This is a genomic window from Pseudomonas sp. PD9R, assembly GCF_019200975.1.
Taxonomy (GTDB): Bacteria; Pseudomonadota; Gammaproteobacteria; order Pseudomonadales; family Pseudomonadaceae; genus Aquipseudomonas.
This window is the reverse complement of the sequence record NZ_JAHTMR010000031.1, coordinates 1-23,855: the sequence shown is the minus strand read 5'-3', so window position 1 is coordinate 23,855 and position 23,855 is coordinate 1. Positions and strand designations below refer to the sequence as shown.

Sequence of the window (23,855 nt, the reverse complement as noted above, 5' to 3'; positions counted from 1 at the left end):
GCTGCCGAAGGCGGCGATCTTTTGCCGTTGTTTTTAAGATCAAAAGATCGCCGCCTTCGGCAGCTCCTACAGGGGAGGATTCAGGCATCCGATGAAATACAGCGATTGGATTCAGATCGGGTTCGGAACATCGATGAAGATGTGCTCAAGCGCAAAACGTCGAGCCAGGTAATCCCCCAGTGCCTGAACGCCATAACGTTCGGTGGCATGGTGACCGGCGGCGATGAAGCTGATGTCGTTTTCCCGGGCGCTGTGGAAGGTTTGCTCGGATGCTTCGCCGCTGAGGTACAAATCGACGCCTGCCAGAATCGCCTGATCGATGTAACCCTGTCCGCCACCGGTGCACCAGCCGACCCGGCGGATCATCGCGCTGCCTTCGATCAGCAAGGGTTCGCGCCCCATGACTTCCTGCACGCGGCGGGCGAAATCACGCGGCGTCATCGGTTCGCTCAACGAACCAACCAGGCCGACAATCTTCAGGTTGTCCGGGTCCAGCGGGCCTTCGACGGTGATGTCCAGCTGACGCGCCAGTTGCACGTTGTTACCGACATCCGGGTGCAGGTCCAGCGGCAGGTGATAGGACAGCAGGCTGATATCGTGCTTGAGCAAGGTCTTTAGACGACGCTGTTTCATGCCGGTGATGCACGGGTTTTCGCCCTTCCAGAAGTAGCCGTGGTGCACCAGCACCAGGTCGGCGTTGGCTTCAACCGCGGCATCGAGCAAAGCCTGGCTGGCGGTGACGCCACTGACAATGCGCATCACCTGCGGCCGACCCTCGACCTGCAGGCCGTTGGGGCAATAATCGGCAATTTTCGAGCTGGTGAGGTAACGGTCGGCTTCTTCGACCAGGGTGCTCAGGGCGACGGCCATAAAAGACTCCTAAATATCCCGTTCAGAGGCACGCGCGGCCTCGTATAATGCGCGACATTATGGGCGGTCCGATACCGCCTGCAACCCTCTCAGGACGTGCTTAATGCTCAAGGCGCTGCGTTTTTCCGGCTGGCCGCTGTTGGCCGGCGTGCTTATCGCTCTGTTGATCATCCAGCGTTACCCGCAGTGGGTCGGGCTCCCGAGCCTCGACGTCAACCTGCAGCAAGCACCGCAAACCACCAGCGTGCAACAGGGACCAGTGTCCTATGCCGATGCCGTGGTCATCGCCGCACCAGCGGTAGTCAACCTGTACACCACCAAAGTCATCAACAAACCCAATCATCCGCTGTTTGAAGATCCGCAGTTCCGCCGCTTCTTCGGCGACAACTCGCCCAAGCAGAAACGCATGGAGTCGAGCCTGGGTTCCGGCGTGATCATGAGCCCGGAAGGCTACATCCTGACTAACAACCACGTGACCAGCGGTGCCGACCAGATCGTCGTGGCGCTCAAGGATGGCCGTGAGACGCTGGCCCGGGTGATCGGCAGCGACCCGGAAACTGACCTCGCGGTGTTGAAGATCGACCTGAAAAACCTGCCGTCGATCACGATCGGCCGTTCCGATAACATCCGCATCGGCGACGTGGCCCTCGCCATCGGCAACCCGTTCGGCGTCGGCCAGACCGTGACCATGGGCATCATCAGCGCCACCGGACGCAATCAGTTGGGCTTGAACAACTACGAAGATTTCATCCAGACCGACGCCGCGATCAACCCCGGTAACTCCGGTGGTGCGTTGGTGGACGCCAGTGGCAATTTGACGGGCATCAACACGGCGATTTTCTCCAAGTCCGGTGGTTCTCAGGGCATCGGCTTCGCGATCCCGGTCAAACTGGCAATGGAAGTCATGAAGTCGATCATCGAACACGGCCAGGTGATCCGTGGCTGGCTGGGCATTGAAGTGCAACCGCTGACTCAGGAGCTGGCAGAATCCTTTGGTCTGTCCGGGCGTCCCGGCATCGTCGTCGCAGGGATCTTCCGCGATGGCCCGGCGCAAAAAGCCGGCCTGCAATTGGGTGACGTGATTCTCAGCATCGACGGCGAGCCGGCGGGCGATGGCCGTCGCTCGATGAACCAGGTTGCGCGGATCAAGCCGACTGATAAGGTCACGGTCCAGGTGATGCGCAACGGCAAGGAACTCAAGCTCACCGCGGAAATCGGTTTGCGTCCACCGCCTGCACCGGTGAAGGAAAAAGAAGAGAACTGACAATCAACACAAAACCCTGTAGGAGCGAGGCTTGCCCGCGAAGAACGGTAACGCGGTGTACATGTTTTCTTCGCGGGCAAGCCTCGCTCCTACAGGATCAGTGGTGGTTTACAGGTCGCCGAGACCGTCGATCAACGCCTGATTCTGTTCTGGCGTACCGATGGAGATCCGCAGGAACTGGGCAATCCGTTCCTGCTTGAAGTGCCGGACGATCACGCCTTGCTCACGCAGTTTGGCCGCAAGACCTGCCGCATCGTGCTGCGGATGACGGGCAAATATGAAGTTCGCCGCCGACGGCAGCACTTCAAAGCCCTTTGCCTGCAATTGAGCAACCACCTTCTCACGGTTATCGATTACCAACCGGCAAGTCTTGTCGAAGTACTCACGGTCCTCAAAAGCAGCTGCAGCACCGACATTTGCCAGACGATCCAGCGGATAAGAGTTGAAGCTGTTTTTGATCCGCTCCAGCGCCTCGATCAGGTCCGGATGCCCTACCGCCAGGCCAACCCGCAGACCGGCCAGTGAACGGGACTTGGACAGCGTCTGCGTCACCAGCAGATTCGGATAACGGCCCACCAGACTGATCGCGGTTTCGCCGCCAAAGTCGATGTACGCCTCGTCCACCACAACCACCGAATCAGGGCTGGCCTTGAGGATCTGCTCCACGGCCTCCAGCGCCAAGAGGCAACCGGTTGGTGCGTTCGGATTAGGAAAAATGATCCCGCCGTTCGGCTTGGCGTAGTCCGCCGGGTTGATCTGGAGTTGCTCATCCAGCGGCACCGCGTCGAACGTGATGCCATACAAACCGCAGTAGACCGGATAGAAGCTGTAGCTGATGTCCGGGAACAGCAGCGGCTGATCGTGTTGCAGCAAACCGTGGAAAATGTGCGCCAGGACTTCATCGGAACCGTTACCGAGGAACACTTGATTGCTCTGCACGCAGTAATATTTGGCAACCGCGTTCTTGAGCAGATCGCTGTTCGGGTCCGGGTACAGGCGCAGGTTGTCGTTGAGTTCAGTCTGCATCGCGGCCAAGGCTTTTGGCGATGGACCGTAAGGGTTTTCGTTGGTGTTGAGCTTCACCAGTTTCGCCAGTTTCGGTTGCTCACCCGGCACGTAAGGCACCAGATTTTTTACGAACGGGCTCCAGAATTTACTCATGCTCAGTTCCCCTGCCCTTGTAGAGATTCTTCGTCAACGATGCGGTATTCGGCGCTACGGGCGTGCGCGGTCAGCGATTCGCCACGGGCGAGTACCGAAGCGGTCTTGCCGAGGTCGGACGCACCTTGCTCAGAGCAGAAGATGATCGACGAGCGTTTCTGGAAGTCGTACACGCCCAGCGGCGAAGAGAACCGCGCCGTGCCGGAAGTCGGCAATACGTGGTTCGGGCCTGCGCAGTAATCGCCCAGAGCTTCAGAGGTGTGACGGCCCATGAAGATCGCGCCGGCGTGGCGGATCTGCGGCAGCCAGGCTTGCGGATCGGCGACCGACAACTCCAGGTGCTCCGGCGCGATGCGGTTGGCGACTTCGATGGCTTGCGTCATGTCACGCACCTGAATCAGCGCTCCACGGCCATTGATCGAGGTTTCGATGATCTTGGCACGCTCCATGGTCGGCATTAGTTTGGCAATGCTCGCAGCGACCTTGTCGAGGAACTCGGCATCCGGGCTGACCAGAATCGCTTGCGCGTCTTCGTCGTGCTCGGCCTGGGAGAACAGGTCCATCGCAATCCAATCCGGATCGGTCTGACCGTCGCACACCACGAGGATCTCCGACGGACCGGCGATCATGTCGATACCCACCTGGCCAAACACGTGGCGCTTGGCGGTGGCGACATAGATGTTGCCCGGGCCGACTACTTTGTCGACCTTCGGCACGCTTTCTGTACCGTAAGCCAGTGCAGCAACGGCTTGCGCGCCACCGATGGTGAACACGCGGTCGACGCCGGCGATGCAGGCCGCAGCCAATACCAGTTCGTTGATCTCACCGCGCGGGGTTGGCACCACCATGACCACTTCGGTCACGCCAGCCACCTTGGCCGGGATGGCGTTCATCAATACGGAAGACGGGTATGAAGCCTTGCCGCCCGGCACGTACAGACCGGCACGGTCCAGCGGCGTGACCTTCTGGCCCAGCACGGTGCCGTCAGCTTCGGTGTAGCTCCAGGAATCCTGCTTCTGCTTTTCGTGGTAGCTGCGCACACGGGCAGCGGCTTTTTCCAGGGCTTCGCGTTGCGGCACGGTAATGCGCGTGAGGGCCAGTTCCAGGCGTTCGCGCGGCAGGATCAGGTCCGCCATGGAGGCGACTTCCAGGCCGTCAAACTTCTGGGTGAATTCAACCAGCGCCGCATCGCCGCGCTCGCGCACAGCTTTGATAATGTCGAGCACCCGCTGATTGACCGAGTCGTCAGACACGCTTTCCCAGCTCAACAGATGATCCAGATGATGCGCGAAATCCGGGTCAGCAGCGTTGAGTCGGCGAATTGCAGTCGGTGCGGTCATAGCGAGAGCCTCATAGAATTGGCAAAAAACTCAGGCGCCCTAACTTAGCAGTCGTTTCCGCTTGGGCACCTGAGAATTCTGGCTATGAGGCGGATAGACGGGCGCGACTCAAGGTCGCGCAGGTGAATCAGCCGCGGTGTCGAGACTCCACTGCTTTGCGCAGGGTGTCGATCAACGCCTGGATACGGGCGTGTTGCATTTTCATCGAAGCTTTGTTGACGATCAGCCGGGAGCTGATGGCAGCAATGAAATCCTGTGGCTCCAGGCCGTTGGCCCGCAGCGTGTTACCGGTGTCGACCACGTCGATGATCTTGTCGGCCAGACCGATCAGCGGCGCCAGTTCCATCGAGCCGTACAGCTTGATGATGTCGACCTGACGCCCCTGTTCGGCGTAATAGCGCTTGGCAACGTTGACGAATTTGGTGGCGATACGCAGGCGGCCCTTGGGCTCGACCGCGCCGACCTTGCCGGCAGTCATCAGTTTGCACTGGGCAATTTGCAGGTCCAGCGGCTCGTACAAGCCCTGGCCGCCGTATTCCATCAGCACGTCTTTACCGGCGACACCCAGGTCGGCGGCGCCATGCTCGACATACGTCGGCACGTCGGTGGCACGCACGATCAACAGGCGTACATCTTCCTGAGTCGTGGGGATGATCAGCTTGCGGCTCTTGTCCGGATTCTCGGTTGGCACGATGCCCGCTTCAGCCAGAAGCGGCAGGGTGTCGTCAAGGATGCGGCCCTTGGACAGTGCGATGGTCAACATGGGAAACGTCAGTCCTTATCAAGGTACTCATGTCCGGTCGCAAACGGCGCCGGACACAGATCGAGGGTGAAACCACCCTCGACTCGAAACAATTCAATGGGCACGTCCCTGTGCCCCATCTGCAACGACTAGCCCGGAACGCGACGGATCTTGGCGCCCAGCATCTGCAGTTTCTCTTCGATGCACTCGTAACCACGGTCGATGTGGTAGATGCGATCGATCAAGGTGTCGCCTTCGGCGATCAGTGCCGAGATCACCAGGCTGGCCGAAGCGCGCAGGTCGGTGGCCATGACTGGCGCGCCCTTGAGCTTTTCGGTACCCGTAACGATGGCAGTGTTGCCTTCGACCTGGATCTTGGCGCCCATGCGGTGCAATTCGTAAACGTGCATGAAGCGGTTTTCGAAGATCGTCTCGATTACGGCACCAGTGCCTTCGGCAATAGCATTGAGCGAGATGAACTGCGCTTGCATGTCCGTCGGAAATGCCGGGTACGGAGCGGTACGCACGTTGACGGCTTTCGGACGCTTACCGTGCATGTTCAGCTCGATCCAGTCTTCACCGCAGGTGATTTCCGCGCCGGCTTCCCGAAGTTTTTCCAGGACAGCTTCGAGGATGGTCGGATCGGTGTCCTTGACCTTCACACGACCGCCAGTTACGGCAGCGGCAACCAGGTAAGTACCGGTTTCGATACGGTCCGGCATCACTTTGTAAGTAGTGGTGTGCAGACGCTCGACGCCATCAATGGTGATGGTGTCGGTGCCCGCGCCGGAAACCTTGGCGCCCATGGCGTTCAGGAAGTTCGCCAGGTCGACGACTTCAGGCTCGCGTGCGGCGTTGGCCAGAACACTACGGCCTTTGGCCAGAGCAGCGGCCATCATGATGTTTTCGGTACCGGTCACACTGACAGTGTCGAAGAAAAAGTGCGCGCCACGCAGGCCGCCCTCTGGTGCCTTGGCCTTGATGTAGCCGCCTTCGACGTCGATGACTGCGCCCATGGCTTCCAGGCCACGAATGTGCAGGTCAACCGGACGCGAACCGATGGCGCAACCGCCAGGCAATGCGACTTCGGCCTCACCGAAACGGGCAACCATCGGACCCAGTACCAGGATCGACGCACGCATGGTTTTAACCAGTTCGTACGGAGCAATCAGGGTCTTGATGGTGCGCGGGTCGATTTCGACAGACAGCTTCTCGTCGATCACCGGCTCGATGCCCATGCGACCGAACAGCTCGATCATAGTGGTGATGTCGTGCAGGTGCGGCAGGTTGGCCACAGTAACCGGGCCATCGCACAGCAGGGTAGCAGCGAGGATCGGCAGGGCAGAGTTCTTTGCCCCGGAGATGCGGATTTCGCCGTCAAGACGAGCACCACCAGTAATAATCAATTTATCCATAAGAATCTCGACGCCCTTGGGCTCAGGTGCGCTCGGCCCAGGCCGCGCTGCTGAAAAATTTCATAGTGACCGCATGGATGCTGCCATCGACGATCCACGGGTTCAAATGGGCATAGACCTGCTGCTGACGCTTGACCGGGCTCAATGCCGCCAGTTCATCGCTAATCACGTTCAGCTGGAAATTGCAGCCTTCGCCCTCGACTTCTACTTTCGTTCCGGGCAGCTTTCCTTCAAGAAAGCTCTTAACTTCGTTGGCCTGCATGCTCAACCTCAATCGGCGCCCTGTGCGCGCGGGTCGGACATCATACAAAAAAGCCCCGCGCCTGCGAACCCCGCGAAGCAGGACTCTGACGGGGGGCTTCTTTATCGATGTGGATTAGGGATGCGCCAACAGCTCGGTCAGCTCACTGACCTGAGCGATTTCGCGCATGTCTTCTGGCATCCCGCGAATGCTCAGCGCCTTGCCGGCAGCTTGCGCATCGCGCATGTAGCACAGCAGCAACGACAAACCGACGCTGCTGGACTTCTCGACCGCCGAACAATCAACTACCACAGCCGCAGCCTGGCTGGACTTGATCAGCGCCTGCCCCTGCTTGCGCAGGCCAGGGCCGGTGCGGTAATCCAGCACACCACTGAGCCGCAGCTCGCCGGCTTCGTCCATCCGGACTGCCGACTCACTCATTGCGCTTGCTGCCCGGAGTTTTTTTCGGTGGACTCTTTGGCTTTGGCGACTTCACCGGCCCAACCATTGATGGTCTTGTCCAGGTCGTTGCCATTGCGCTGCATCGCATCGGCGAACTGATCACGGAACAGTTTGCCAATGTTGATGCCGTTGATGATGACGTTACGCAGCTTCCACTCGCCACCGATTTTTTCCAGGGTGTAGGAAACCGGGTAAATCGCGCCGTTGCTGCCCTTGACCGTCATGCCAACGCTGGTACGGTCGCCCGATTCATCCTTGGCCGGGTCAACGACGATGCCCTGGTTGTTGTACTCGAGCAAGGCGTTGCCGTAGAACTGGAACAGACCCTTTTTGAAGTTCTCTTCAAAGGTCTTCATTTGCGCAGGCGTGGCTTTGCGCGAATATTTGACCGTCATGATGCTCTTGGAAATACCTTCGGCATCCACGACAGGCCCGACAATGCTATTGAGCGCCGCATAAAAATCCTGCGGATCCTGCTTGTACTTCTCTTTATTGGCCGCCAGATCGGCCAGCAACCGATTGGTCGTGTCCTGTACCAGATCGTGTGCAGAAGGCGCCGCCACGGCGTTAGCCACCAACGGCAATGCCGCGAGCAATACCAACAGGCCACGTCGCAAGATAGAGATCATTGAACAGCTCCTCATTTAGCGTCTTTGCTAACGGTATTGAGCAGGAATTTACCGATCAGGTCTTCGAGTACCAGCGACGACTGGGTGTCATGGATAGTCCCGCCGTCCTTGAGCAGGGTTTCTTCCCCACCTACGCTGATACCGATGTACTTCTCGCCCAGCAGGCCAGCAGTCAGGATAGATGCAGTAGAGTCAGCAGGCAGGTTATCTACGCGCTTTTCCAGCTGCATGGTCACTCGACCGGTGAAACTGTCGCGATCCAGATCGATTGCCGTGACTTTGCCGATCGTCACACCGGCCATGGTCACTTTAGCTCTGACCGTCAAACCGGCGATATTGTCGAAGTACGCGTAAAGTTTATACGTATCGGTGCTCGGGCTCGGGGACAGGCCACTGACCCGCAGCGCCAGCAACAACAAAGCCAGGATGCCAGCCAGCAAGAAAAGGCCGACACCGATTTCCAGGGTGCGGTTTTGCATCAGAAATCTCCAAACATCAAGGCGGTCAGAATAAAGTCCAGGCCGAGTACTGCCAAAGAGGCATACACCACGGTCTTGGTGGTGGCACGACTGATCCCCTCGGAAGTGGGCTCGCAGTCATAGCCTTGGAATACGGCAATCCAGGTCACGACGAAGGCAAAGACAATGCTTTTGATAATGCCGTTGAGTACGTCGTCAGTGAAGGTCACGCTGTTCTGCATGTTCGACCAGTAGGAACCGTCATAGACGCCCAGCCAGTCGACGGCCACCCACGAACCGCCCCAGATACCCACCACGCTGAAAATCATCGCCAGCACTGGCAGGGAAATGAAACCGGCCCACAGGCGCGGGGCAATGATGTATTTGAGCGGGTCGACCCCGATCATTTCCAGACTGGACAATTGTTCGGTGGATTTCATGTTGCCGATTTCCGCCGTCAGCGCCGAACCGGCACGCCCGGCGAAGAGCAAGGCAGTCACGACCGGCCCCAGTTCACGCAACAGTGTCAGCGCCACCATCTGCCCGACCGCTTGCTCCGAGCCGTAGCTGGACAGGATGTTGAACCCTTGCAGCGCCAGCACCATGCCGATGAACACCCCGGAGACCACAATGATCACCAGGGACATTACGCCCACCGAATGCAACTGCTTGACCAACAGGCCAAAACCACCGCCGATGCCGCCGCGACCTAACAGCGCGTGAAACAGGAATAGCCCCGCACGCCCGAACACCGCCAGCACATCGATGCCGGCCTGGCCGAAGCGGCGAACTCTTTCTATTAATGAAATCTTGCGCATCAGCGCTTCCCCAGAAGATCTGCGCGGTAGTCCGTCGCTGGAAAGTGATAGGCGACCGGACCGTCAGGCTCGCCTGTCATGAATTGACGGATACGCGGTTCGTCCGAGTTCATCAGCTCATCGGGCGTGCCCTGCCCCAATACCTGCCCGTCGCCCACTACATAGATGTAGTCGGCAATGCTCGCAGTCTCGGCCAGGTCGTGGGAAACCACGATACTGGTGATACCCAGCGCATCGTTGAGCAAGCGAATCAGGCGCACCAGCACGCCCATGGCGATGGGGTCCTGGCCAACAAAGGGCTCGTCGTACATGAGAATCTGCGGATCGAGCGCAATCGCCCGTGCCAGCGCGACACGACGCTTCATGCCGCCGGACAGTTCGTCCGGCATCAGGTCGATGGCGCCACGCAAACCCACGGCCTGCAATTTGAGCAGGACGATATCGCGGATCATTTCTTCCGGCAGCTCGGTATGAACGCGCAGTGGGAAGGCGACGTTCTCGAACACATCGAGATCGGTAAACAGGGCGCCGCTCTGAAAGAGCACGCCCATGTGCTTACGAGCATCGAACAGATCGCTGCGCGACAGCTTCGGCAGGTTCTGACCGTTGACCCAGACTTCGCCGCTGCTAGGCCGCAACTGTGCGCCCATCAACCGCAACAGCGTGGTCTTGCCGCACCCGGAGGGTCCCATGATGCCGGTGACCTTGCCGCGTGGAATACGGATATCGACGTTATTGAAAATGCTGCGCGCACCGCGCTTGAAGGTCAGTCCCTTCAGCTCGACCGCGTAGGCGTTATCGGCACTCATCTAAACTCCTTGCGATGCAGCCTCTCACTCGGACGCCTGGCTTACTGACAAAAGCACATACTCCCGGGCGGGCCGAACTGGCGGCGAACTATATCACTGCAATCGCCGCGCGCCCAAGGCCAAAGCCAGGCCTTATTCAGCTCCATGACAGGCTGAAAGCTCGAATTAGAGGGATTCGGTAACAAGGAATGACATTGCGCGACGAACTTGCGTGAGGGTTTCGATCATAACCGCTATAATCGCCGCCTTTTCATCAGGCTATACGATTTCTGACATGAGCCAATCCAGCGACCTGATTCAATCTGCCCAACGCACCATCCGCCTCGAGGTCGAAGCCGTGCAAGGCTTGCTGCCACATATCGACGCAGATTTCGTACGCGCTTGCGAGATGATTCTGGCCAGCAAAGGCCGCGTAGTCGTGGTCGGCATGGGCAAGTCGGGGCATATCGGCAACAAGATCGCCGCCACCCTGGCCAGCACCGGCACCACGGCTTTTTTCGTGCATCCGGCGGAAGCCAGTCACGGCGACATGGGCATGATTACCCGCGACGACATCATTCTGGCGTTGTCGAACTCTGGCTCCACCAATGAAATCATTACCCTGTTGCCGCTGATCAAGCGCCTGGGCATCCAGTTGATCAGCGTGACCGGCAATCCCGATTCGCCGCTGGCCAAGGCCGCCGAGGTCAATCTGAACGTTCACGTCGAACACGAAGCCTGCCCGTTGAACCTGGCGCCGACCTCTTCGACTACCGCTGCGCTGGTCATGGGCGACGCCCTGGCCGTCGCGCTGCTAGAGGCCCGCGGCTTTACCGCCGAAGACTTCGCCTTTTCCCACCCTGGCGGCGCACTGGGCCGACGCCTGCTGCTTAAGGTGGAAAATGTCATGCACGCCGGGCAAGAATTGCCACAGGTTCAACGCGGCACCCTGCTCAAGGACGCGCTGATGGAAATGACCCGCAAAGGCCTGGGCATGACGGTAATCCTTGAAGCCGACGGCAAACTGGCCGGGATCTTCACCGACGGCGATTTGCGCCGCACGCTGGACCGCAGCATCGACATCCACACCGCGACTATCGACCAGGTCATGACCGCCCATGGCAAGACGGCCCGTGCCGAAATGCTCGCCGCCGAGGCCCTGAAAATCATGGAAGACCACAAAATCAACGCGCTGGTCGTGGTCGACAGCGAAGACCGCCCGGTCGGCGCCTTGAACATGCACGACTTGCTGCGTGCGGGGGTAATGTAATGAGCACAGACCTGCTGCAACGCGGTCAACACATCAAACTGGCGGTATTCGACGTCGACGGCGTCCTCACCGACGGGCGCCTGTACTTCCTCGAAGACGGCAGCGAATTCAAGACCTTCAACACCCTCGACGGCCAGGGCATCAAAATGCTGATGGCTGCCGGCGTGCAGACCGCTATCATCAGCGGTCGCAAGACCCCGGTGGTAGAGCGCCGGGCGAAGAACCTCGGTATCCCGCATCTTTACCAGGGTCGCGAAGACAAACTGGTGGTGCTCGACGAACTTCTTGGCCAACTCAACCTAAGCTATGAGCAAGTGGCCTATCTCGGCGACGACCTTCCGGACCTGCCGGTGATCCGCCGCGTCGGCCTCGGCATGGCCGTGGCCAACGCCGCCAGCTTTGTGCGAGAACATGCTCACGGCGTGACCCAGGCCCGCGGCGGCGAAGGTGCTGCCCGTGAATTCTGCGAATTGATCCTGCGCGCCCAAGGCCGCCTCGATGCGGCCAACGCCGCGTACCTGTGAGCCAAGCCATGTCGTTTAGAAAAATTCGCAACATTTTGGTGTTCGGCTGTATCGCGGCAATTTTCGCTGCGGTCGGCTACTGGAACATCAGCCCGGAACGCTTCCTCGACAAGCCGGTCGCGCAAGTCGACGAAACCGCGATCGACTATTACGCTACCAACGCCCACAGCGTTCAGTACCTGCCGGACGGCAAACTGCAATATGAAATGACGTCGGACAAGGTAGAACACCTGAAAGCAACCGAAGTAACCCTGCTGACCAACCCCGACTTGAACATGTTCCGCGGCACCGAATTCCCGTGGCACGTCCAGAGCGAAAAGGGTGAAGTCAATCCGGACGGCACACAGGTTGAACTGATCGATTCGGTGCGCATCACGCGTTTCGACGAAAAAAACCGCAAGACCCTGATCACCAGCACTCGCATGACAGTGTTCCCGCAGCAGCAATATGCGCAGACCGAGCAACCCGTTAGAATCGACGGCGCTGGTGGTGTGTCGACTGGTACCGGAATGAAAGCGTATTTGAAAGAAAGCAGGATACACCTGCTATCGAACGTAAGAGGACAGTATGAGGCTCGTTAAAACTCTCCCTATTTTGCTCAGTCTGGGCGCAGCACTGGGAAGCGTGAGCGCCTGGGCTCTGCCGAACGATCAAGAGCAGCCTATCCGCATTCAGGCCGACGACGCCCAACTGGACGACAAGCAAGGTATTGCCACCTATAAGGGCGACGTGATCATCACCCAGGGTTCGATGAAGGTTACCGGCAACACCGTAACCATCACTCGCACCCCGACTGGCGACATCGATGTAGTGACTTCGGTGGGCAACCTGGCCTACTTCGAACAACTGCAGACCCAAGGTGACACCAAGCCTGTTCAGGGCTGGGGTGTGACTATCCAGTACCACGCCTCGCAAAACCGCGTCGTGCTGATCGATAAGGCCAAAGTCATCGACAAGGACAACAACGTCACCCAAGGCGAGAAAATCGTCTACGACACTGTCAAGAAACTTGCCAGTGCCGGTCGCGCCACCGGTACCAATGTCACTGAATCTCGTCCGCGCATCGACATGGTGATACAACCGAAAAAGAAAACCGACGAGCAAAAGGCCCAGTAATGGCAACTCTGAAAGCTCAGCATCTGGCCAAGAGCTACAAGAGCCGCCAGGTCGTGCGTGACGTCAGCCTGTCCATCGACAGCGGTCAGATCGTTGGCCTGCTTGGCCCGAACGGCGCCGGCAAAACCACCTGCTTCTACATGATCGTCGGTCTGGTCCAGGCCGATCAGGGCCGTGTCCTGATCGACGACCTGGATGTCAGTCACCAGCCCATGCACGGTCGTGCAAAAGCAGGTATCGGCTATCTGCCGCAAGAAGCGTCGATTTTCCGCAAGCTCTCGGTCGCCGACAACATCATGGCGATCCTCGAGACCCGCAAGGAACTCGACAAGGCCGGTCGTCGCAAGGAACTGGAAAGCCTGCTGCAGGAATTCCACATCAGCCACATCCGCGACAGCCTCGGCATGAGCCTGTCCGGTGGCGAACGTCGCCGCGTGGAAATCGCCCGGGCACTGGCCACCAATCCGAAATTCATCCTCCTCGACGAACCTTTCGCCGGTGTGGACCCGATCTCGGTGGGCGATATCAAACAGATCATCCACCACCTCAAGGCCAAGGGCATTGGCGTGCTGATCACCGACCACAACGTCCGCGAAACCCTGGACATCTGTGAAACCGCCTACATCGTCAACGATGGCCAGTTGATCGCCGAAGGCGATGCTGAAACCATCCTGGCCAACGACCTGGTCAAGGAAGTGTACCTGGGCCATGAGTTCCGCCTGTAAGCACTGAGGTTTGCGGCTAGTCGACCGGGCGCTTGTCTCGATAAAAAATCAACACTTTTTTATTGTTACAGCGCTCTAGGCAAACACTTCAGTTTCGGGCATATAATTTGCTTATGTTTGGCGCTCCGGCGCCCTGTAGTGGATGGCGCATGTGCGCCGGCGAATAAGGTGTTAAGCCCCTGCCATGAAACCATCGCTAGTCTTGAGAATGGGCCAGCAGCTGACGATGACACCGCAGCTGCAACAGGCCATCCGCCTGCTCCAATTGTCGACCCTGGACCTGCAACAGGAAATCCAGGAGGCCCTGGAGTCCAATCCGATGCTCGAACGCCAGGAAGAAGGCGACGACTTCGATAACACTGACCCCTTGGCCGACAACGCCGAACAGAAACCCAATCCCGACATTCAGGAACCCTCCTACCAGGAAAGCGCGCCGACGGTTGATAACCTTGAGGAAGGCGACTGGAACGAGCGTATTCCCAATGAACTGCCCGTCGACACCGCATGGGAAGACGTCTACCAGACCAGCGCAAGCAGCCTGCCAAGTAACGATGATGACGAGTGGGACTTCACCACCCGCACTTCGGCTGGCGAAAGCCTGCAAAGCCACCTGCTGTGGCAACTGAACCTGGCACCGATGTCCGACACCGATCGCCTGATCGCCGTAACCCTGATCGATTGCATCAACAATCAGGGTTATCTGGACGAGACGCTCGAAGAAATCCTCGAAGCCTTCGATCCGGAACTGGATATCGAACTCGACGAAATCGAAGCCGTCCTGCATCGCATCCAGCAATTCGAACCGGCCGGTATCGGTGCCCGCAACCTGGGCGAGTGCCTGCTGCTGCAATTGCGCCAATTACCGGCCAAAACGCCTTGGCTGGCCGAGGCCAAGCGCCTGGTCAGCGATTACATCGACTTGCTCGGCAGCCGCGATTACAGCCAGCTGATGCGTCGCATGAAGCTCAAGGAAGATGAACTGCGCCAGGTGATCGAACTGGTCCAGAGCCTCAATCCGCGTCCGGGCTCGCAAATCGAGTCCACTGAAGCCGAGTACGTCGTTCCCGACGTGATCGTGCGCAAGGACAACGAACGCTGGCTGGTGGAGCTCAACCAGGAATCGGTGCCGCGTCTTCGGGTCAACGCCCAGTACGCCGGTTTCGTACGTCGTGCTGACACCAGCGCCGACAACACCTTCATGCGCAATCAGTTGCAGGAAGCCCGCTGGTTCATCAAGAGCCTGCAAAGCCGCAACGAAACTCTGATGAAAGTAGCCACCCAGATCGTCGAGCATCAACGCGGTTTCCTGGAATATGGCGACGAAGCCATGAAGCCGTTGGTCCTGCATGACATCGCCGAGGCGGTCGGCATGCACGAATCGACTATTTCACGGGTGACCACGCAGAAATTCATGCATACCCCTCGGGGCATATATGAACTGAAATACTTTTTCTCCAGCCATGTCAGCACCTCCGAAGGCGGCGAATGCTCGTCCACGGCGATCCGCGCGATCATCAAAAAACTGGTTGCCGCGGAAAATCAGAAAAAGCCGTTGAGTGACAGCAAGATCGCTGGTTTACTGGAGGCACAAGGCATTCAGGTGGCTCGCCGCACCGTCGCCAAGTACCGCGAATCTCTGGGGATCGCGCCTTCGAGCGAACGTAAGCGGTTGATGTAGAGCCCCGCCACAGCGTTCCAGTGGTAGATCATCTGATCTACCGCTTTATGCACTGGCAACGAAGGAGAAGCTGTATGCAAGTCAACATCAGTGGACACCAACTGGAAGTGACCGAACCTCTTCGCACCTACATCGGCGAAAAACTCGAACGATTGGAGCGACATTTCGACAAGATCACCAACGTGCAGGTCACGATGACGGTCGAAAAGCTGAAGCAGAAAATCGAAGCCACGCTGCATATTCCCGGCAATGAAGTGGTCGCCAACGCGGAACATACCGATATGTACGCGGCGATTGACGCACTGACCGACAAGCTCGATAAACAACTCAAAAAGCATAAGGAAAAGACCCAGAGCCTCCTCCAGGGCGCTACCGGTCGTTAACACTCCCAACCCATGATCCGACTTGAAAGCATCCTGACCCCCGGCCGTTCCCTGGTGAACGTGCCGGGCGGCAGTAAAAAGAAAGCCCTCGAACAAATTGCCAACCTGATCGCCCGGGAAGTCCCGGATCTGGAGATGCAAGATGTCTTCGAGGCTTTGATTGCCCGTGAAAAACTCGGTTCGACCGGTTTTGGCAACGGCATCGCTATCCCCCACTGTCGACTGAAGGGCTGCCAATCGCCCATCAGTGCCTTGATGCACCTGGATGCCCCTATTGATTTCGACGCCATCGACGGCGCCCCGGTTGACCTGTTGTTCGTTCTACTGGTCCCGGAAGCGGCTACCGATGCGCACCTGGAGCTGTTGCGCCAGATCGCCAGCATGCTCGACCGCAAGGACGTACGCGAAAAACTGCGCAGCGCTCCGAGCAACGAAGCCTTGTATCAGGTTGTCCTGGACGAGCAAAACGGGCAGTAATCATGCGCTTGATCATCGTCAGCGGCCGCTCTGGCTCAGGTAAAAGTACCGCCCTCGATGTTCTCGAGGACAACGGCTACTACTGCATCGACAACCTGCCCGCCGGGTTGCTGCCGGAACTGGCCGAACGCGCCTTGATTCATACCGAACTGGCGCAGCCGCTGGTTGCTGTATCGATCGATGCACGCAACCTGCCGAGTCATCTGTCGCGGTTTCCCGAACTGCTGGCGGAAGTCCGTGGTCGGCATATCCAATGTGATGTCCTGTATCTGGACGCCGACGAAGAAACCCTGCTCAAGCGCTTTTCGGAAACCCGTCGTCGCCACCCGCTCAGCAGCGCCAATCGCTCGCTGGCCGAGGCGATCAGCGACGAAACCAATCTGCTTGGCCCGATTGCCGACCTTGCTGACCTCAAAGTAAACACCACCAATCTGAACCTGTATCAGCTGCGCGATACGATCAAGCTACGCCTGCTGAACCAGCCAGAACCCGGAACGGCATTCCTGGTGGAGTCTTTCGGTTTCAAGCGTGGCATGCCGGTGGACGCCGACCTGGTGTTCGACGTGCGCTGCCTACCGAACCCCTATTGGAAGCCCGAGTTACGTGCGCAATCCGGGCTTGATCTACCGGTTGCCGAGTACCTGGCAGCCCAGCCGGATGTAGAGGAGATGTTCCAGGACATTTCCACGTATCTGCTCAAATGGTTGCCCCGTTTTGCTGCCAGCAACCGCGCCTACGTCACCATAGCCATAGGCTGTACCGGCGGACATCACCGCTCCGTCTACCTGACCGAGCGTCTGGGCAAGACCCTGCAGCAATCCCTGAAGAACGTCCAGGTTCGCCACCGCGACCTCAGCTAAAGGATTCACACCGCGATGCCTGCTCTGGAAATCGAAATCATCAACAAGCTGGGCCTGCATGCCCGGGCTTCTGCAAAATTCGTCGGGGTCGCCGGCCAATTCAAGGATTGCACGATCCGGGCAGGACGCACGCCCGAGTCCACGGTTGATGGCAAAAGCATCATGGCCATGATGATGCTCGCCGCTGGCAAGGGCACCAAAATTTATCTGAGTACGGAAGGCGAGCAGGAACAGGAAGCACTGGATGCGCTGGTGGCGTTGATCAATAACTTCTTCGACGAAGGCGAGTAAACCTCAAAGATCGCAGCCTTCGGCAGCTCCTACATATGAACGCGAACCAATGTAGGAGCTGCCGAAGGCTGCGATCTTTTACTAAGCCAGCGCAGTATCCATCACCATCATCAAACAAAAACCGGTCAGCAACCCAAGGCTGGCCAGCTTGTCGTGACCGTTACGGCGCGACTCGGGAATCACTTCATGGGTGACCACCAGCAGCATTGCCCCGGCAGCCATCCCCAGCCCCAATGGCAATAGCAGTTCGGCCAGGCTCACCAGCCAAGCGCACAACAGGGCGAACACGGGCTCGACCAAACCAGAAGCTGCACCGATCAGGAACGCCCTGACCCGCGACATTCCTGCCCCGGCCAGCACCAACGCAATCACCAGGCCTTCCGGCACATCCTGCAATGCGATGCCCATCGCCAGGCTGTCGGCATCCGGCATGCCACCACCGGCCGAGACACCGACCGCCATGCCTTCAGGGATGTTATGGGCAATGATCGCGAACACGAATAACCAGATGCGCGGCGGGATCACCGGATGCTCAACTGTGCCGATGAGCATTTCCGGCGAAGCGCCCGAGACCTTGCGATCCACCAGGAACAACCCAAACGCGCCGAGCATGATGCCAAAACACATCAGGCTGCTGGCCGCCCACGGGGTCATGCCGAGATTTTCGGCTGCAGCAATGCCCGGCACGATCAGCGAAAACGCTGTCGCCGCCAACATCACGCCAGCACCAAATCCCAGCAACGTATCGCTTAAAGTCTGAGGCATGCGCCGGATGACCAGCACCGGCACCGCCCCGAGCGCGGTGCCCAGCGCGCAGATCGCGCCACCCTGCAACGCCCGCAACAACTTCGGCTCCAGATCCAGCCACTCCAGCCCGTGCGCAACCAGCAAGCTCATACCCGCCAGCAGTAACAGCGATCCAAACGCGTATCGAAACATTCGTCCACTTCCGATCGCCAGTGTTTCAGTGCCCATAGTCAGCCTTGGGTTGTTTTAATCGATGACTTAAACCAGTGCAGCCTGATAACGCGCAGCGACTTCAGGCCAATTGATCACGTTGTAGAACGCATTGATGTATTCCGGGCGGCGGTTCTGATACTGCAGGTAATAGGCGTGCTCCCAGACATCCAGACCGAGAATCGGTGTATTGCCGTTCATCAATGGGCTGTCCTGGTTGCCGCTGCTTTCCACCACAAGGGTCTTTTGCGGCGTAACGCTCAGCCAGGCCCAGCCACTGCCGAAACGGGTCAACGCGGCTTTGGTGAACGCTTCTTTGAAACTGTCGAGACCACCCAGTTGCGCGTCGATGGCCTTGGCCAGATCGCCTTCAGGTTTGCCACCACCATGAGGCGCCATAACCTCCCAGAACAGCGAGTGGTTGGCGTGACCGCCGCCCTGATTGATCACCGCGGCGCGCAGCTTTTCTGGCAATTGCTGAACGGCGGCCACCAGTTTTTCTACTGGCCATTCCGCGAACTCGGTGCCTTCGACGGCTGCGTTGAGGTTGTTGATGTAGGTCTGGTGGTGCTTGGTGTAATGGATCTCCATGGTCTGCGCATCGATATGCGGTTCCAGGGCGTCATAGGCATACGGCAAGGCAGGCAAGGTAAAAGCCATTTCAATGGACTCCATGATGATGAGGCGCAGGGGCTTGCGACGGCGAGGCGGCATCGATGTGCAGCAAACGATGGGTACGCGGGTATTCGCCGTATTCGCTGATGAAATTCAGCAGTTCGACATAGGTCTTGCTGCTCTGGCGCAACGCTGCTTCACGCAGGGCGGGAGACAGTCGCGGGTCCTGCAGGGTCTGCAATAACCGTTGGTGAATGGCGCACAGGTACTCGGCGCTCTCCTCCGGCTGGTTCAGACGCAAATGCAGGTCCGCCAGGTTGTGATGGGAAATCACGCAAGCCGCCACCGCTTCGTTGGCATCAGCCCAGCGCTCGAACAACACTTGGGCAAGCGCCAGTGCCTGCAAGTAAGCCTCGCGGGCATCGACGAATTCGCCCAACATGAAATGGCGATTGGCCCTTTCGATTGTGCGTTTCCAGTGCTCCATGGTGTGCCTCCAAAGCGGTAGCGGGAATTACACGCCGCCAGCGGTGAGTTTTTCCGGGTTGAGCAACTCTTCCAGCTGGCTGCGCGACAGATCGGTGTGTTCCAGAGCGACGTCGATCACCGGCCGGCCTTGTTGGTAAGCCTTCTTGGCGATTTCGGCGGCTTTCTGGTAACCGATGATCGGGTTGAGCGCGGTCACCAGAATCGGGTTGCGTGACAGCGCTTCCTTGAGTCGACCTTCATTGACCTTGAAGCTGGCGATGGCCTTTTCACCCAGCAAGCGGCTGGAATTGGCCAGCAACTCGATGCTACTCAGCAGGTTCTGGGCGATGATCGGCAGCATCACGTTCAATTCGAAGTTGCCCGACTGACCCGCAATGGTGATCACCGTGTCGTTGCCGATCACTTGCGCGGCGACCATGGCGGTGGCTTCCGGGATCACCGGATTCACTTTGCCGGGCATGATCGAGGAGCCCGGCTGCAAGGCCTCAAGTTCGATTTCACCGAGGCCTGCCAAAGGACCGGAGTTCATCCAGCGCAGGTCGTTGGCGATTTTCATCAGCGATACGGCGGTGGCCTTGAGCTGCCCGGACACTGCAACGGCGGTGTCCTGGGAACCAATCAAGGCAAACAGATCCACACCCGGTGTGAATTGCACGTGGGTCAGTTTGCTCAGCTGCTGACTGAAGCGCGCCGCAAACTCTGGATGCGCATTGACGCCAGTGCCCACCGCCGTGCCGCCTTGCGCCAGGGATTGCAGGCTCGGCTGCAGATCTTGCAGATGGCCGATATTGGCCTTGAGTTGCTGCGCCCATCCGTTGAGCACTTGACTCATGCGCACCGGCATGGCGTCCATCAGATGGGTGCGGCCGGTTTTGACGTGGTGATGCACTTGCTCGGCCTTGCGCTCGATCACCTGCACCAGCCCGTTCAGGGACGGCAGCAACTGTTCGTGCAATGCCAGCGCCGCGCTGACGTGGATGGTGGTTGGAATGATGTCGTTGCTGCTTTGGCCGCAGTTGACGTGATCGTTGGGATTTACCGGCTCTCCGAGCAAGCGACTGGCCAGCGTGGCGATCACTTCGTTGGCATTCATGTTGGAACTGGTGCCGGAACCGGTCTGGAAAATATCCACCGGGAAATGCTGCATGAAGTCGCCTTCGAGCAAACCCTGGGCCGCATCGGCGATGGCTTTGCCTTGGGATTCGCTGATTTGCTTGAGCTCAATGTTCGCGCGGGCAGCGGCGGCTTTGGCCAGGATCAGCGCGCGGATGAACTGCACCGGCATCGGTTTGCCGCTGATCGGGAAGTTATCCACCGCACGCTGGGTCTGTGCGCCGTAGAGGGCGGCTTCCGGGACCTGAAGCTCGCCCATGCTGTCGCGCTCAATACGTGTCTGAGGGTCTGTCATCAGTTATTTCCTATGTCGCGTTGCGTATGAAAGCGGGCCAGGCAAGGCGCAGTCCGCTGGTAATGGGTTTTTCCTTGCCAAGGACTGCAACGCAGTCTGGCCCGCTTTCAGACGCAACCCGAAGGGCCGGGCCTGCTGTGGCGCAGGGCCGCGTTGCTCGGAGCTTATTTGGAATGACCAAACCACACTCCTTGCCCCGGACCACAGCAGGCCCGGCGCGGCATAGGAAATAACTGATGACAGACCCCTACTCATCTGAAAATCCTTGCACCAGTTCTATGAGGGGAATTGAGGGTTGCAACTCGCAGGTCGCCAATTGCCAGGTGTAGCTTTGCCAGCGCTTGAGGCGACATTTGCACAGAGAGAGGCGTTCCAGTTCACGCAATGGGCGCCACGCCTGGTCCAGGCAGTAGGTGCGCCAGTGCCAGGGCAGCGCGACATCGGCGGCGGTATCGAGCAGCAAACGGAAAGAGGTTTCAGCGACGGTCCAGGGAGAAGTGGCCGTGCAACAGGATAGATACCGGCCTTCGGCCAGGTAATGTTCGATCAGGCGAGGTTCGTCGGGGTCCATCGCGCAACGGATCTGGCGACTCATCCAGCGCCAGCTTTCGAGGTACGGCTGCTCGTGCAAGGCAGAACTCATGATCCGGGGCTCATTCGGTAATGAGATTTATTATTAGATGATAATGAGAACCAAAACAAGAGCACCAAAAGATCGCAGACTTCGGCAGCTCCTACATGGGGTGGGTGAGTTTCCTGTAGGAGCTGCCGCAGGCTGCGATTTTTGATTTTAAAAAAAGGCGCGCCACCCGATGGGTGGCGCGCCTTTGTGTGTAACGGAACGGCTTAGCTGCCCGCCACCGTCATGCGCTCGATCAGCACCGAACCGGTGCGGATGTTGCTGCGCAGTTCCAGGTCATTACCCACGGCAACGATCTGCTTGAACATGTCGCGCATGTTGCCGGCGATGGTGACCTCCTGGACCGCGAACTGGATTTCACCGTTCTCGACCCAGTAACCCGCCGCACCACGGGAGTAATCGCCGGTCACCATATTCAGGCCATGGCCCATCAATTCCGTTACCAGCAGGCCTCGGCCCATGCGGCGCAGCAACGCGGCCTGGTCTTCATCACCATGGGTGACGAACAGGTTGTGCACGCCGCCGGCGTTCGCGGTGCTCGGCATGCCGAGTTTGCGACCGGAGTAAGTGCCGAGGATGTAGGACACCAACTCACCCTTTTCGACAAACGGTTTGGCGTAGGTCGCCAGGCCATCGCCATCGAACGCCGCGCTGCCCATGGCCTGCATCAGGTGCGGACGCTCGTCGATGGTCAACCATTCCGGAAACAGTTTCTGACCCAACGTGCCTTCGAGGAACGATGATTTGCGATACAGACTGCCGCCGGAAATGGCCGAGAGGAAACTGCCGAACAATCCACCCGCCAGTTCTGCGGAAAACAGCACCGGCACTTCGCAAGTCGGCACCGGACGCGCGCCCAAACGGCTCGCCGCCCGTTGCGCGGCACGCTGGCCAATGCTCACCGGGTCCGCCAGCAAGTTGCCCTGGCGGTTCACGTCGTACCAATAATCGCGCTGCATCTGGCCGTCGGCCTCGGCGATCATCACGCAGCTCAGGCTGTGTCGGGTCGACGCATAGCCGCCGATGAACCCGTGGCTGTTACCGTAGACACGGCAACCCTGATGGGTACTCAACGTGGTGCCATCAGCATTCTTGATTCGGCTATCAGCGGCAAACGCGGCGGCTTCACAGGTCAGCGCCAGCTCGATCGCTTGCTCCGGGGTGATGTCCCATTCGTGAAACAGGTCGAAATCCTGTAGATCGCGAGCCATTAAAGCGGCATCTGCCAGGCCCGACGCCTCGTCTTCTGATGTGTGCTTGGCGATGGCCAGTGCAGCGGCGACAGTTTCGCGGATCGCGTCCGGACCGCTCGCCGACGTGCTGGCCGAGCCCTTGCGCTGGCCCACGTACAAGGTGATGCCGAAACCCTGATCGCGGTTGAATTCGACGGTTTCGACTTCACGCTGGCGCACCGACGTGGACAAACCCTGCTCCAGGGACACGGCCACTTCACAAGCACTGGCACCCTGGCGCTTGGCTTCAGCGATGATCTGCTCGACTTGTTCTTGCAGTGCCGGCAACGCTTGTGGGCCGACGCTTTCAACTGCACTCATGCTGTTCTCCACTCAAATTCTGCTTTCGGTAAAGGTCATCGAGCGACCGGGCCGGACAAGCGGCCCCCGACTGGTTATCATGGCGGCGTTTCTTTGCGGACGGCCACCATGGTTGATTCTTACGACGACTCCCTCGATACGGGAGAAAAAAGCAAATCCCAGGTTAAACGTGAGCTGCATGCTCTGGTTGACCTTGGCGAACGCCTTACAACACTCAAACCTGACTTGATTGGCAAACTGCCTTTGACCGACGCCTTGCGCCGGGCCCTGGCCGATGCGCCCAAGCACACGGCAAACATTGCGCGTAAGCGGCACCTTCAGTTCATCGGCAAACTGATGCGCGATCAGGACACTGACGCCATTCTGATTTTGCTCGATCAACTCGATGCCTCCACTCGCCAATACAACGAACGTTTCCATGGCCTGGAACGCTGGCGCGATCGCCTGATCGCTGGCGACGATGCAGTCCTGGAGAAGTTCGTTCTCGACTACCCGGAAGCTGATCGCCAGCAATTGCGCTCCCTGATCCGTCAGGCCCAGCACGAAGTGGCGACCAACAAGCCACCGGCATCGAGCCGTAAAATCTTCAAGTACATCCGTGAGCTGGACGAGACTCAACGCGGTCTGCGCTGAGTCATCACAGCCTGTGTAGGAGCTGCCGCAGGCTGCGATCTTTTGATC

Annotated in this window: 29 protein-coding genes; 12 read left to right on the top strand and 17 right to left on the bottom strand. The window is 58.7% G+C overall.

Annotation, left to right across the window (positions count from 1 at the left end; all coding sequences use genetic code 11):
• Positions 1 to 111 precede the first annotated feature (111 nt).
• The gene (locus tag KUF73_RS30525; RefSeq protein ID WP_218441654.1) at positions 112 to 870 is read right to left on the bottom strand and encodes a Nif3-like dinuclear metal center hexameric protein; all 759 of its coding nucleotides are present in this window, start codon (positions 868 to 870) and stop codon (positions 112 to 114) included.
• A 103-nt stretch (positions 871 to 973) separates the two neighbouring features.
• Here KUF73_RS30525 and algW point away from each other — a divergent pair, with 103 nt between their 5' ends.
• Positions 974 to 2,134: a Do family serine endopeptidase AlgW gene (gene algW / locus KUF73_RS30520; RefSeq protein WP_218441653.1), complete on the top strand. Its 1,161-nt coding sequence runs from the start codon at positions 974 to 976 to the stop codon at positions 2,132 to 2,134.
• Positions 2,135 to 2,242: 108 nt separating this feature from the next.
• On the opposite strand, the gene hisC is transcribed toward algW, so the two are convergent.
• The 10 genes from hisC to KUF73_RS30470 all read right to left on the bottom strand — a co-directional run bounded on the left by hisC (position 2,243) and on the right by KUF73_RS30470 (position 10,209).
• A complete protein-coding gene (gene hisC / locus KUF73_RS30515; protein WP_218441652.1) occupies positions 2,243 to 3,295 on the bottom strand; it encodes a histidinol-phosphate transaminase in 1,053 nt (350 codons plus the stop codon).
• A gap of 2 nt (positions 3,296 to 3,297) precedes the next feature.
• On the bottom strand, positions 3,298 to 4,635 hold the full coding sequence (gene hisD / locus KUF73_RS30510; protein WP_218441651.1) for a histidinol dehydrogenase: 1,338 nt from the start codon (positions 4,633 to 4,635) through the stop codon (positions 3,298 to 3,300).
• A 127-nt stretch (positions 4,636 to 4,762) separates the two neighbouring features.
• The gene (gene hisG, locus KUF73_RS30505; protein WP_008018703.1) at positions 4,763 to 5,398 is read right to left on the bottom strand and encodes an ATP phosphoribosyltransferase; all 636 of its coding nucleotides are present in this window, start codon (positions 5,396 to 5,398) and stop codon (positions 4,763 to 4,765) included.
• Positions 5,399 to 5,526: 128 nt separating this feature from the next.
• Positions 5,527 to 6,792 (bottom strand): UDP-N-acetylglucosamine 1-carboxyvinyltransferase, encoded by a 1,266-nt coding sequence (gene murA, locus KUF73_RS30500; protein WP_047537753.1) that lies wholly within the window; start codon positions 6,790 to 6,792, stop codon positions 5,527 to 5,529.
• A 22-nt stretch (positions 6,793 to 6,814) separates the two neighbouring features.
• On the bottom strand, positions 6,815 to 7,054 hold the full coding sequence (locus KUF73_RS30495; RefSeq protein WP_008046181.1) for a BolA family protein: 240 nt from the start codon (positions 7,052 to 7,054) through the stop codon (positions 6,815 to 6,817).
• A gap of 114 nt (positions 7,055 to 7,168) precedes the next feature.
• A complete protein-coding gene (locus tag KUF73_RS30490) occupies positions 7,169 to 7,474 on the bottom strand; it encodes a lipid asymmetry maintenance protein MlaB (protein WP_218441650.1) in 306 nt (101 codons plus the stop codon).
• A complete protein-coding gene (locus KUF73_RS30485) occupies positions 7,471 to 8,124 on the bottom strand; it encodes a phospholipid-binding protein MlaC (RefSeq protein ID WP_218441649.1) in 654 nt (217 codons plus the stop codon). The genes KUF73_RS30490 and KUF73_RS30485 overlap by 4 nt, the downstream gene beginning before the upstream one ends.
• An 11-nt stretch (positions 8,125 to 8,135) precedes the next feature.
• Positions 8,136 to 8,603, bottom strand: coding sequence for an outer membrane lipid asymmetry maintenance protein MlaD (gene mlaD / locus KUF73_RS30480; RefSeq protein WP_218441648.1), 468 nt, complete (start codon positions 8,601 to 8,603; stop codon positions 8,136 to 8,138).
• Positions 8,603 to 9,400, bottom strand: a complete 798-nt coding sequence (gene mlaE, locus KUF73_RS30475; protein ID WP_218441647.1) for a lipid asymmetry maintenance ABC transporter permease subunit MlaE — start codon at positions 9,398 to 9,400, stop codon at positions 8,603 to 8,605. Before mlaE ends, mlaD begins: the two co-directional genes overlap by 1 nt.
• On the bottom strand, positions 9,400 to 10,209 hold the full coding sequence (locus KUF73_RS30470) for an ATP-binding cassette domain-containing protein (RefSeq protein WP_150703637.1): 810 nt from the start codon (positions 10,207 to 10,209) through the stop codon (positions 9,400 to 9,402). The genes mlaE and KUF73_RS30470 overlap by 1 nt, the downstream gene beginning before the upstream one ends.
• Positions 10,210 to 10,483: 274 nt before the next feature.
• Between KUF73_RS30470 and KUF73_RS30465 the strand changes: the two genes are divergently transcribed.
• The 10 genes from KUF73_RS30465 (at position 10,484) to KUF73_RS30420 (ending at position 17,512) form a co-directional block, all read left to right on the top strand.
• Positions 10,484 to 11,458: a KpsF/GutQ family sugar-phosphate isomerase gene (locus tag KUF73_RS30465; RefSeq protein WP_218441646.1), complete on the top strand. Its 975-nt coding sequence runs from the start codon at positions 10,484 to 10,486 to the stop codon at positions 11,456 to 11,458.
• Positions 11,458 to 11,982 carry an HAD family hydrolase gene (locus tag KUF73_RS30460; RefSeq protein WP_218441645.1) on the top strand — a complete coding sequence of 175 codons (525 nt, stop codon included), beginning with the start codon at positions 11,458 to 11,460 and terminating at the stop codon, positions 11,980 to 11,982. The genes KUF73_RS30465 and KUF73_RS30460 overlap by 1 nt, the downstream gene beginning before the upstream one ends.
• Positions 11,983 to 11,990: 8 nt before the next feature.
• Positions 11,991 to 12,563: an LPS export ABC transporter periplasmic protein LptC gene (gene lptC, locus KUF73_RS30455; protein ID WP_218441663.1), complete on the top strand. Its 573-nt coding sequence runs from the start codon at positions 11,991 to 11,993 to the stop codon at positions 12,561 to 12,563.
• Positions 12,550 to 13,098 carry a lipopolysaccharide transport periplasmic protein LptA gene (lptA, locus tag KUF73_RS30450; protein ID WP_218441644.1) on the top strand — a complete coding sequence of 183 codons (549 nt, stop codon included), beginning with the start codon at positions 12,550 to 12,552 and terminating at the stop codon, positions 13,096 to 13,098. Before lptC ends, lptA begins: the two co-directional genes overlap by 14 nt.
• Complete coding sequence (lptB, locus tag KUF73_RS30445; RefSeq protein WP_090316106.1) at positions 13,098 to 13,823, top strand: LPS export ABC transporter ATP-binding protein; 726 nt, start codon at positions 13,098 to 13,100, stop codon at positions 13,821 to 13,823. Before lptA ends, lptB begins: the two co-directional genes overlap by 1 nt.
• Before the next feature lie 184 nt (positions 13,824 to 14,007).
• On the top strand, positions 14,008 to 15,501 hold the full coding sequence (locus KUF73_RS30440) for an RNA polymerase factor sigma-54 (protein ID WP_218441643.1): 1,494 nt from the start codon (positions 14,008 to 14,010) through the stop codon (positions 15,499 to 15,501).
• Between the two features lie 74 nt (positions 15,502 to 15,575).
• Entirely contained in the window at positions 15,576 to 15,884 is a 309-nt protein-coding gene (hpf, locus tag KUF73_RS30435) for a ribosome hibernation-promoting factor, HPF/YfiA family (protein WP_007941242.1), read from the top strand.
• A gap of 12 nt (positions 15,885 to 15,896) precedes the next feature.
• A complete protein-coding gene (gene ptsN / locus KUF73_RS30430) occupies positions 15,897 to 16,361 on the top strand; it encodes a PTS IIA-like nitrogen regulatory protein PtsN (protein ID WP_218441642.1) in 465 nt (154 codons plus the stop codon).
• 2 nt (positions 16,362 to 16,363) lie between these two features.
• Positions 16,364 to 17,221 carry an RNase adapter RapZ gene (gene rapZ, locus KUF73_RS30425; protein ID WP_218441641.1) on the top strand — a complete coding sequence of 286 codons (858 nt, stop codon included), beginning with the start codon at positions 16,364 to 16,366 and terminating at the stop codon, positions 17,219 to 17,221.
• Positions 17,222 to 17,236: 15 nt separating this feature from the next.
• Positions 17,237 to 17,512 carry an HPr family phosphocarrier protein gene (locus KUF73_RS30420; RefSeq protein ID WP_218441640.1) on the top strand — a complete coding sequence of 92 codons (276 nt, stop codon included), beginning with the start codon at positions 17,237 to 17,239 and terminating at the stop codon, positions 17,510 to 17,512.
• A gap of 81 nt (positions 17,513 to 17,593) precedes the next feature.
• Here the strand turns inward: KUF73_RS30420 and KUF73_RS30415 are convergent, their stop codons facing one another.
• The 6 genes from KUF73_RS30415 to pmbA all read right to left on the bottom strand — a co-directional run bounded on the left by KUF73_RS30415 (position 17,594) and on the right by pmbA (position 23,174).
• Positions 17,594 to 18,487, bottom strand: a complete 894-nt coding sequence (locus tag KUF73_RS30415; protein ID WP_218441639.1) for a ZIP family metal transporter — start codon at positions 18,485 to 18,487, stop codon at positions 17,594 to 17,596.
• A gap of 30 nt (positions 18,488 to 18,517) precedes the next feature.
• A complete protein-coding gene (locus tag KUF73_RS30410; RefSeq protein WP_218441638.1) occupies positions 18,518 to 19,129 on the bottom strand; it encodes a superoxide dismutase in 612 nt (203 codons plus the stop codon).
• A 1-nt stretch (position 19,130) separates the two neighbouring features.
• A complete protein-coding gene (locus KUF73_RS30405) occupies positions 19,131 to 19,571 on the bottom strand; it encodes a hypothetical protein (protein WP_218441637.1) in 441 nt (146 codons plus the stop codon).
• A gap of 27 nt (positions 19,572 to 19,598) precedes the next feature.
• Complete coding sequence (locus KUF73_RS30400; protein WP_218441636.1) at positions 19,599 to 20,981, bottom strand: aspartate ammonia-lyase; 1,383 nt, start codon at positions 20,979 to 20,981, stop codon at positions 19,599 to 19,601.
• Between the two features lie 247 nt (positions 20,982 to 21,228).
• Positions 21,229 to 21,624 carry a FagA protein gene (locus tag KUF73_RS30395; protein ID WP_218441635.1) on the bottom strand — a complete coding sequence of 132 codons (396 nt, stop codon included), beginning with the start codon at positions 21,622 to 21,624 and terminating at the stop codon, positions 21,229 to 21,231.
• Between the two features lie 203 nt (positions 21,625 to 21,827).
• Positions 21,828 to 23,174, bottom strand: coding sequence for a metalloprotease PmbA (gene pmbA, locus KUF73_RS30390; protein ID WP_218441634.1), 1,347 nt, complete (start codon positions 23,172 to 23,174; stop codon positions 21,828 to 21,830).
• Between the two features lie 108 nt (positions 23,175 to 23,282).
• Between pmbA and yjgA the strand changes: the two genes are divergently transcribed.
• On the top strand, positions 23,283 to 23,807 hold the full coding sequence (gene yjgA, locus KUF73_RS30385) for a ribosome biogenesis factor YjgA (protein ID WP_218441633.1): 525 nt from the start codon (positions 23,283 to 23,285) through the stop codon (positions 23,805 to 23,807).
• Positions 23,808 to 23,855 lie beyond the last annotated feature (48 nt).

What these genes read in the sequence shown, in the direction of transcription:
- hisC (WP_218441652.1), bottom strand. Translation starts at nt 3,295, where the DNA reads ATGAGTAAATTCTGGAGCCCGTTCGTAAAAAATCTGGTGCCTTACGTG.
- KUF73_RS30495 (WP_008046181.1), bottom strand. Translation starts at nt 7,054, where the DNA reads ATGCAGGCCAACGAAGTTAAGAGCTTTCTTGAAGGAAAGCTGCCCGGA.
- KUF73_RS30485 (WP_218441649.1), bottom strand. Translation starts at nt 8,124, where the DNA reads ATGATCTCTATCTTGCGACGTGGCCTGTTGGTATTGCTCGCGGCATTG.
- mlaE (WP_218441647.1), bottom strand. Translation starts at nt 9,400, where the DNA reads ATGCGCAAGATTTCATTAATAGAAAGAGTTCGCCGCTTCGGCCAGGCC.
- algW (WP_218441653.1), top strand. Translation starts at nt 974, where the DNA reads ATGCTCAAGGCGCTGCGTTTTTCCGGCTGGCCGCTGTTGGCCGGCGTG.
- KUF73_RS30470 (WP_150703637.1), bottom strand. Translation starts at nt 10,209, where the DNA reads ATGAGTGCCGATAACGCCTACGCGGTCGAGCTGAAGGGACTGACCTTC.
- hisD (WP_218441651.1), bottom strand. Translation starts at nt 4,635, where the DNA reads ATGACCGCACCGACTGCAATTCGCCGACTCAACGCTGCTGACCCGGAT.
- rapZ (WP_218441641.1), top strand. Translation starts at nt 16,364, where the DNA reads ATGCGCTTGATCATCGTCAGCGGCCGCTCTGGCTCAGGTAAAAGTACC.
- KUF73_RS30465 (WP_218441646.1), top strand. Translation starts at nt 10,484, where the DNA reads ATGAGCCAATCCAGCGACCTGATTCAATCTGCCCAACGCACCATCCGC.
- mlaD (WP_218441648.1), bottom strand. Translation starts at nt 8,603, where the DNA reads ATGCAAAACCGCACCCTGGAAATCGGTGTCGGCCTTTTCTTGCTGGCT.
- murA (WP_047537753.1), bottom strand. Translation starts at nt 6,792, where the DNA reads ATGGATAAATTGATTATTACTGGTGGTGCTCGTCTTGACGGCGAAATC.
- ptsN (WP_218441642.1), top strand. Translation starts at nt 15,897, where the DNA reads ATGATCCGACTTGAAAGCATCCTGACCCCCGGCCGTTCCCTGGTGAAC.
- KUF73_RS30460 (WP_218441645.1), top strand. Translation starts at nt 11,458, where the DNA reads ATGAGCACAGACCTGCTGCAACGCGGTCAACACATCAAACTGGCGGTA.
- KUF73_RS30395 (WP_218441635.1), bottom strand. Translation starts at nt 21,624, where the DNA reads ATGAGTTCTGCCTTGCACGAGCAGCCGTACCTCGAAAGCTGGCGCTGG.
- KUF73_RS30420 (WP_218441640.1), top strand. Translation starts at nt 17,237, where the DNA reads ATGCCTGCTCTGGAAATCGAAATCATCAACAAGCTGGGCCTGCATGCC.
- KUF73_RS30400 (WP_218441636.1), bottom strand. Translation starts at nt 20,981, where the DNA reads ATGACAGACCCTCAGACACGTATTGAGCGCGACAGCATGGGCGAGCTT.
- KUF73_RS30410 (WP_218441638.1), bottom strand. Translation starts at nt 19,129, where the DNA reads ATGGCTTTTACCTTGCCTGCCTTGCCGTATGCCTATGACGCCCTGGAA.
- hpf (WP_007941242.1), top strand. Translation starts at nt 15,576, where the DNA reads ATGCAAGTCAACATCAGTGGACACCAACTGGAAGTGACCGAACCTCTT.
- KUF73_RS30525 (WP_218441654.1), bottom strand. Translation starts at nt 870, where the DNA reads ATGGCCGTCGCCCTGAGCACCCTGGTCGAAGAAGCCGACCGTTACCTC.
- hisG (WP_008018703.1), bottom strand. Translation starts at nt 5,398, where the DNA reads ATGTTGACCATCGCACTGTCCAAGGGCCGCATCCTTGACGACACCCTG.
- lptC (WP_218441663.1), top strand. Translation starts at nt 11,991, where the DNA reads ATGTCGTTTAGAAAAATTCGCAACATTTTGGTGTTCGGCTGTATCGCG.
- KUF73_RS30415 (WP_218441639.1), bottom strand. Translation starts at nt 18,487, where the DNA reads ATGGGCACTGAAACACTGGCGATCGGAAGTGGACGAATGTTTCGATAC.
- KUF73_RS30440 (WP_218441643.1), top strand. Translation starts at nt 14,008, where the DNA reads ATGAAACCATCGCTAGTCTTGAGAATGGGCCAGCAGCTGACGATGACA.
- lptB (WP_090316106.1), top strand. Translation starts at nt 13,098, where the DNA reads ATGGCAACTCTGAAAGCTCAGCATCTGGCCAAGAGCTACAAGAGCCGC.
- KUF73_RS30490 (WP_218441650.1), bottom strand. Translation starts at nt 7,474, where the DNA reads ATGAGTGAGTCGGCAGTCCGGATGGACGAAGCCGGCGAGCTGCGGCTC.
- KUF73_RS30405 (WP_218441637.1), bottom strand. Translation starts at nt 19,571, where the DNA reads ATGGAGCACTGGAAACGCACAATCGAAAGGGCCAATCGCCATTTCATG.
- lptA (WP_218441644.1), top strand. Translation starts at nt 12,550, where the DNA reads ATGAGGCTCGTTAAAACTCTCCCTATTTTGCTCAGTCTGGGCGCAGCA.
- yjgA (WP_218441633.1), top strand. Translation starts at nt 23,283, where the DNA reads ATGGTTGATTCTTACGACGACTCCCTCGATACGGGAGAAAAAAGCAAA.
- pmbA (WP_218441634.1), bottom strand. Translation starts at nt 23,174, where the DNA reads ATGAGTGCAGTTGAAAGCGTCGGCCCACAAGCGTTGCCGGCACTGCAA.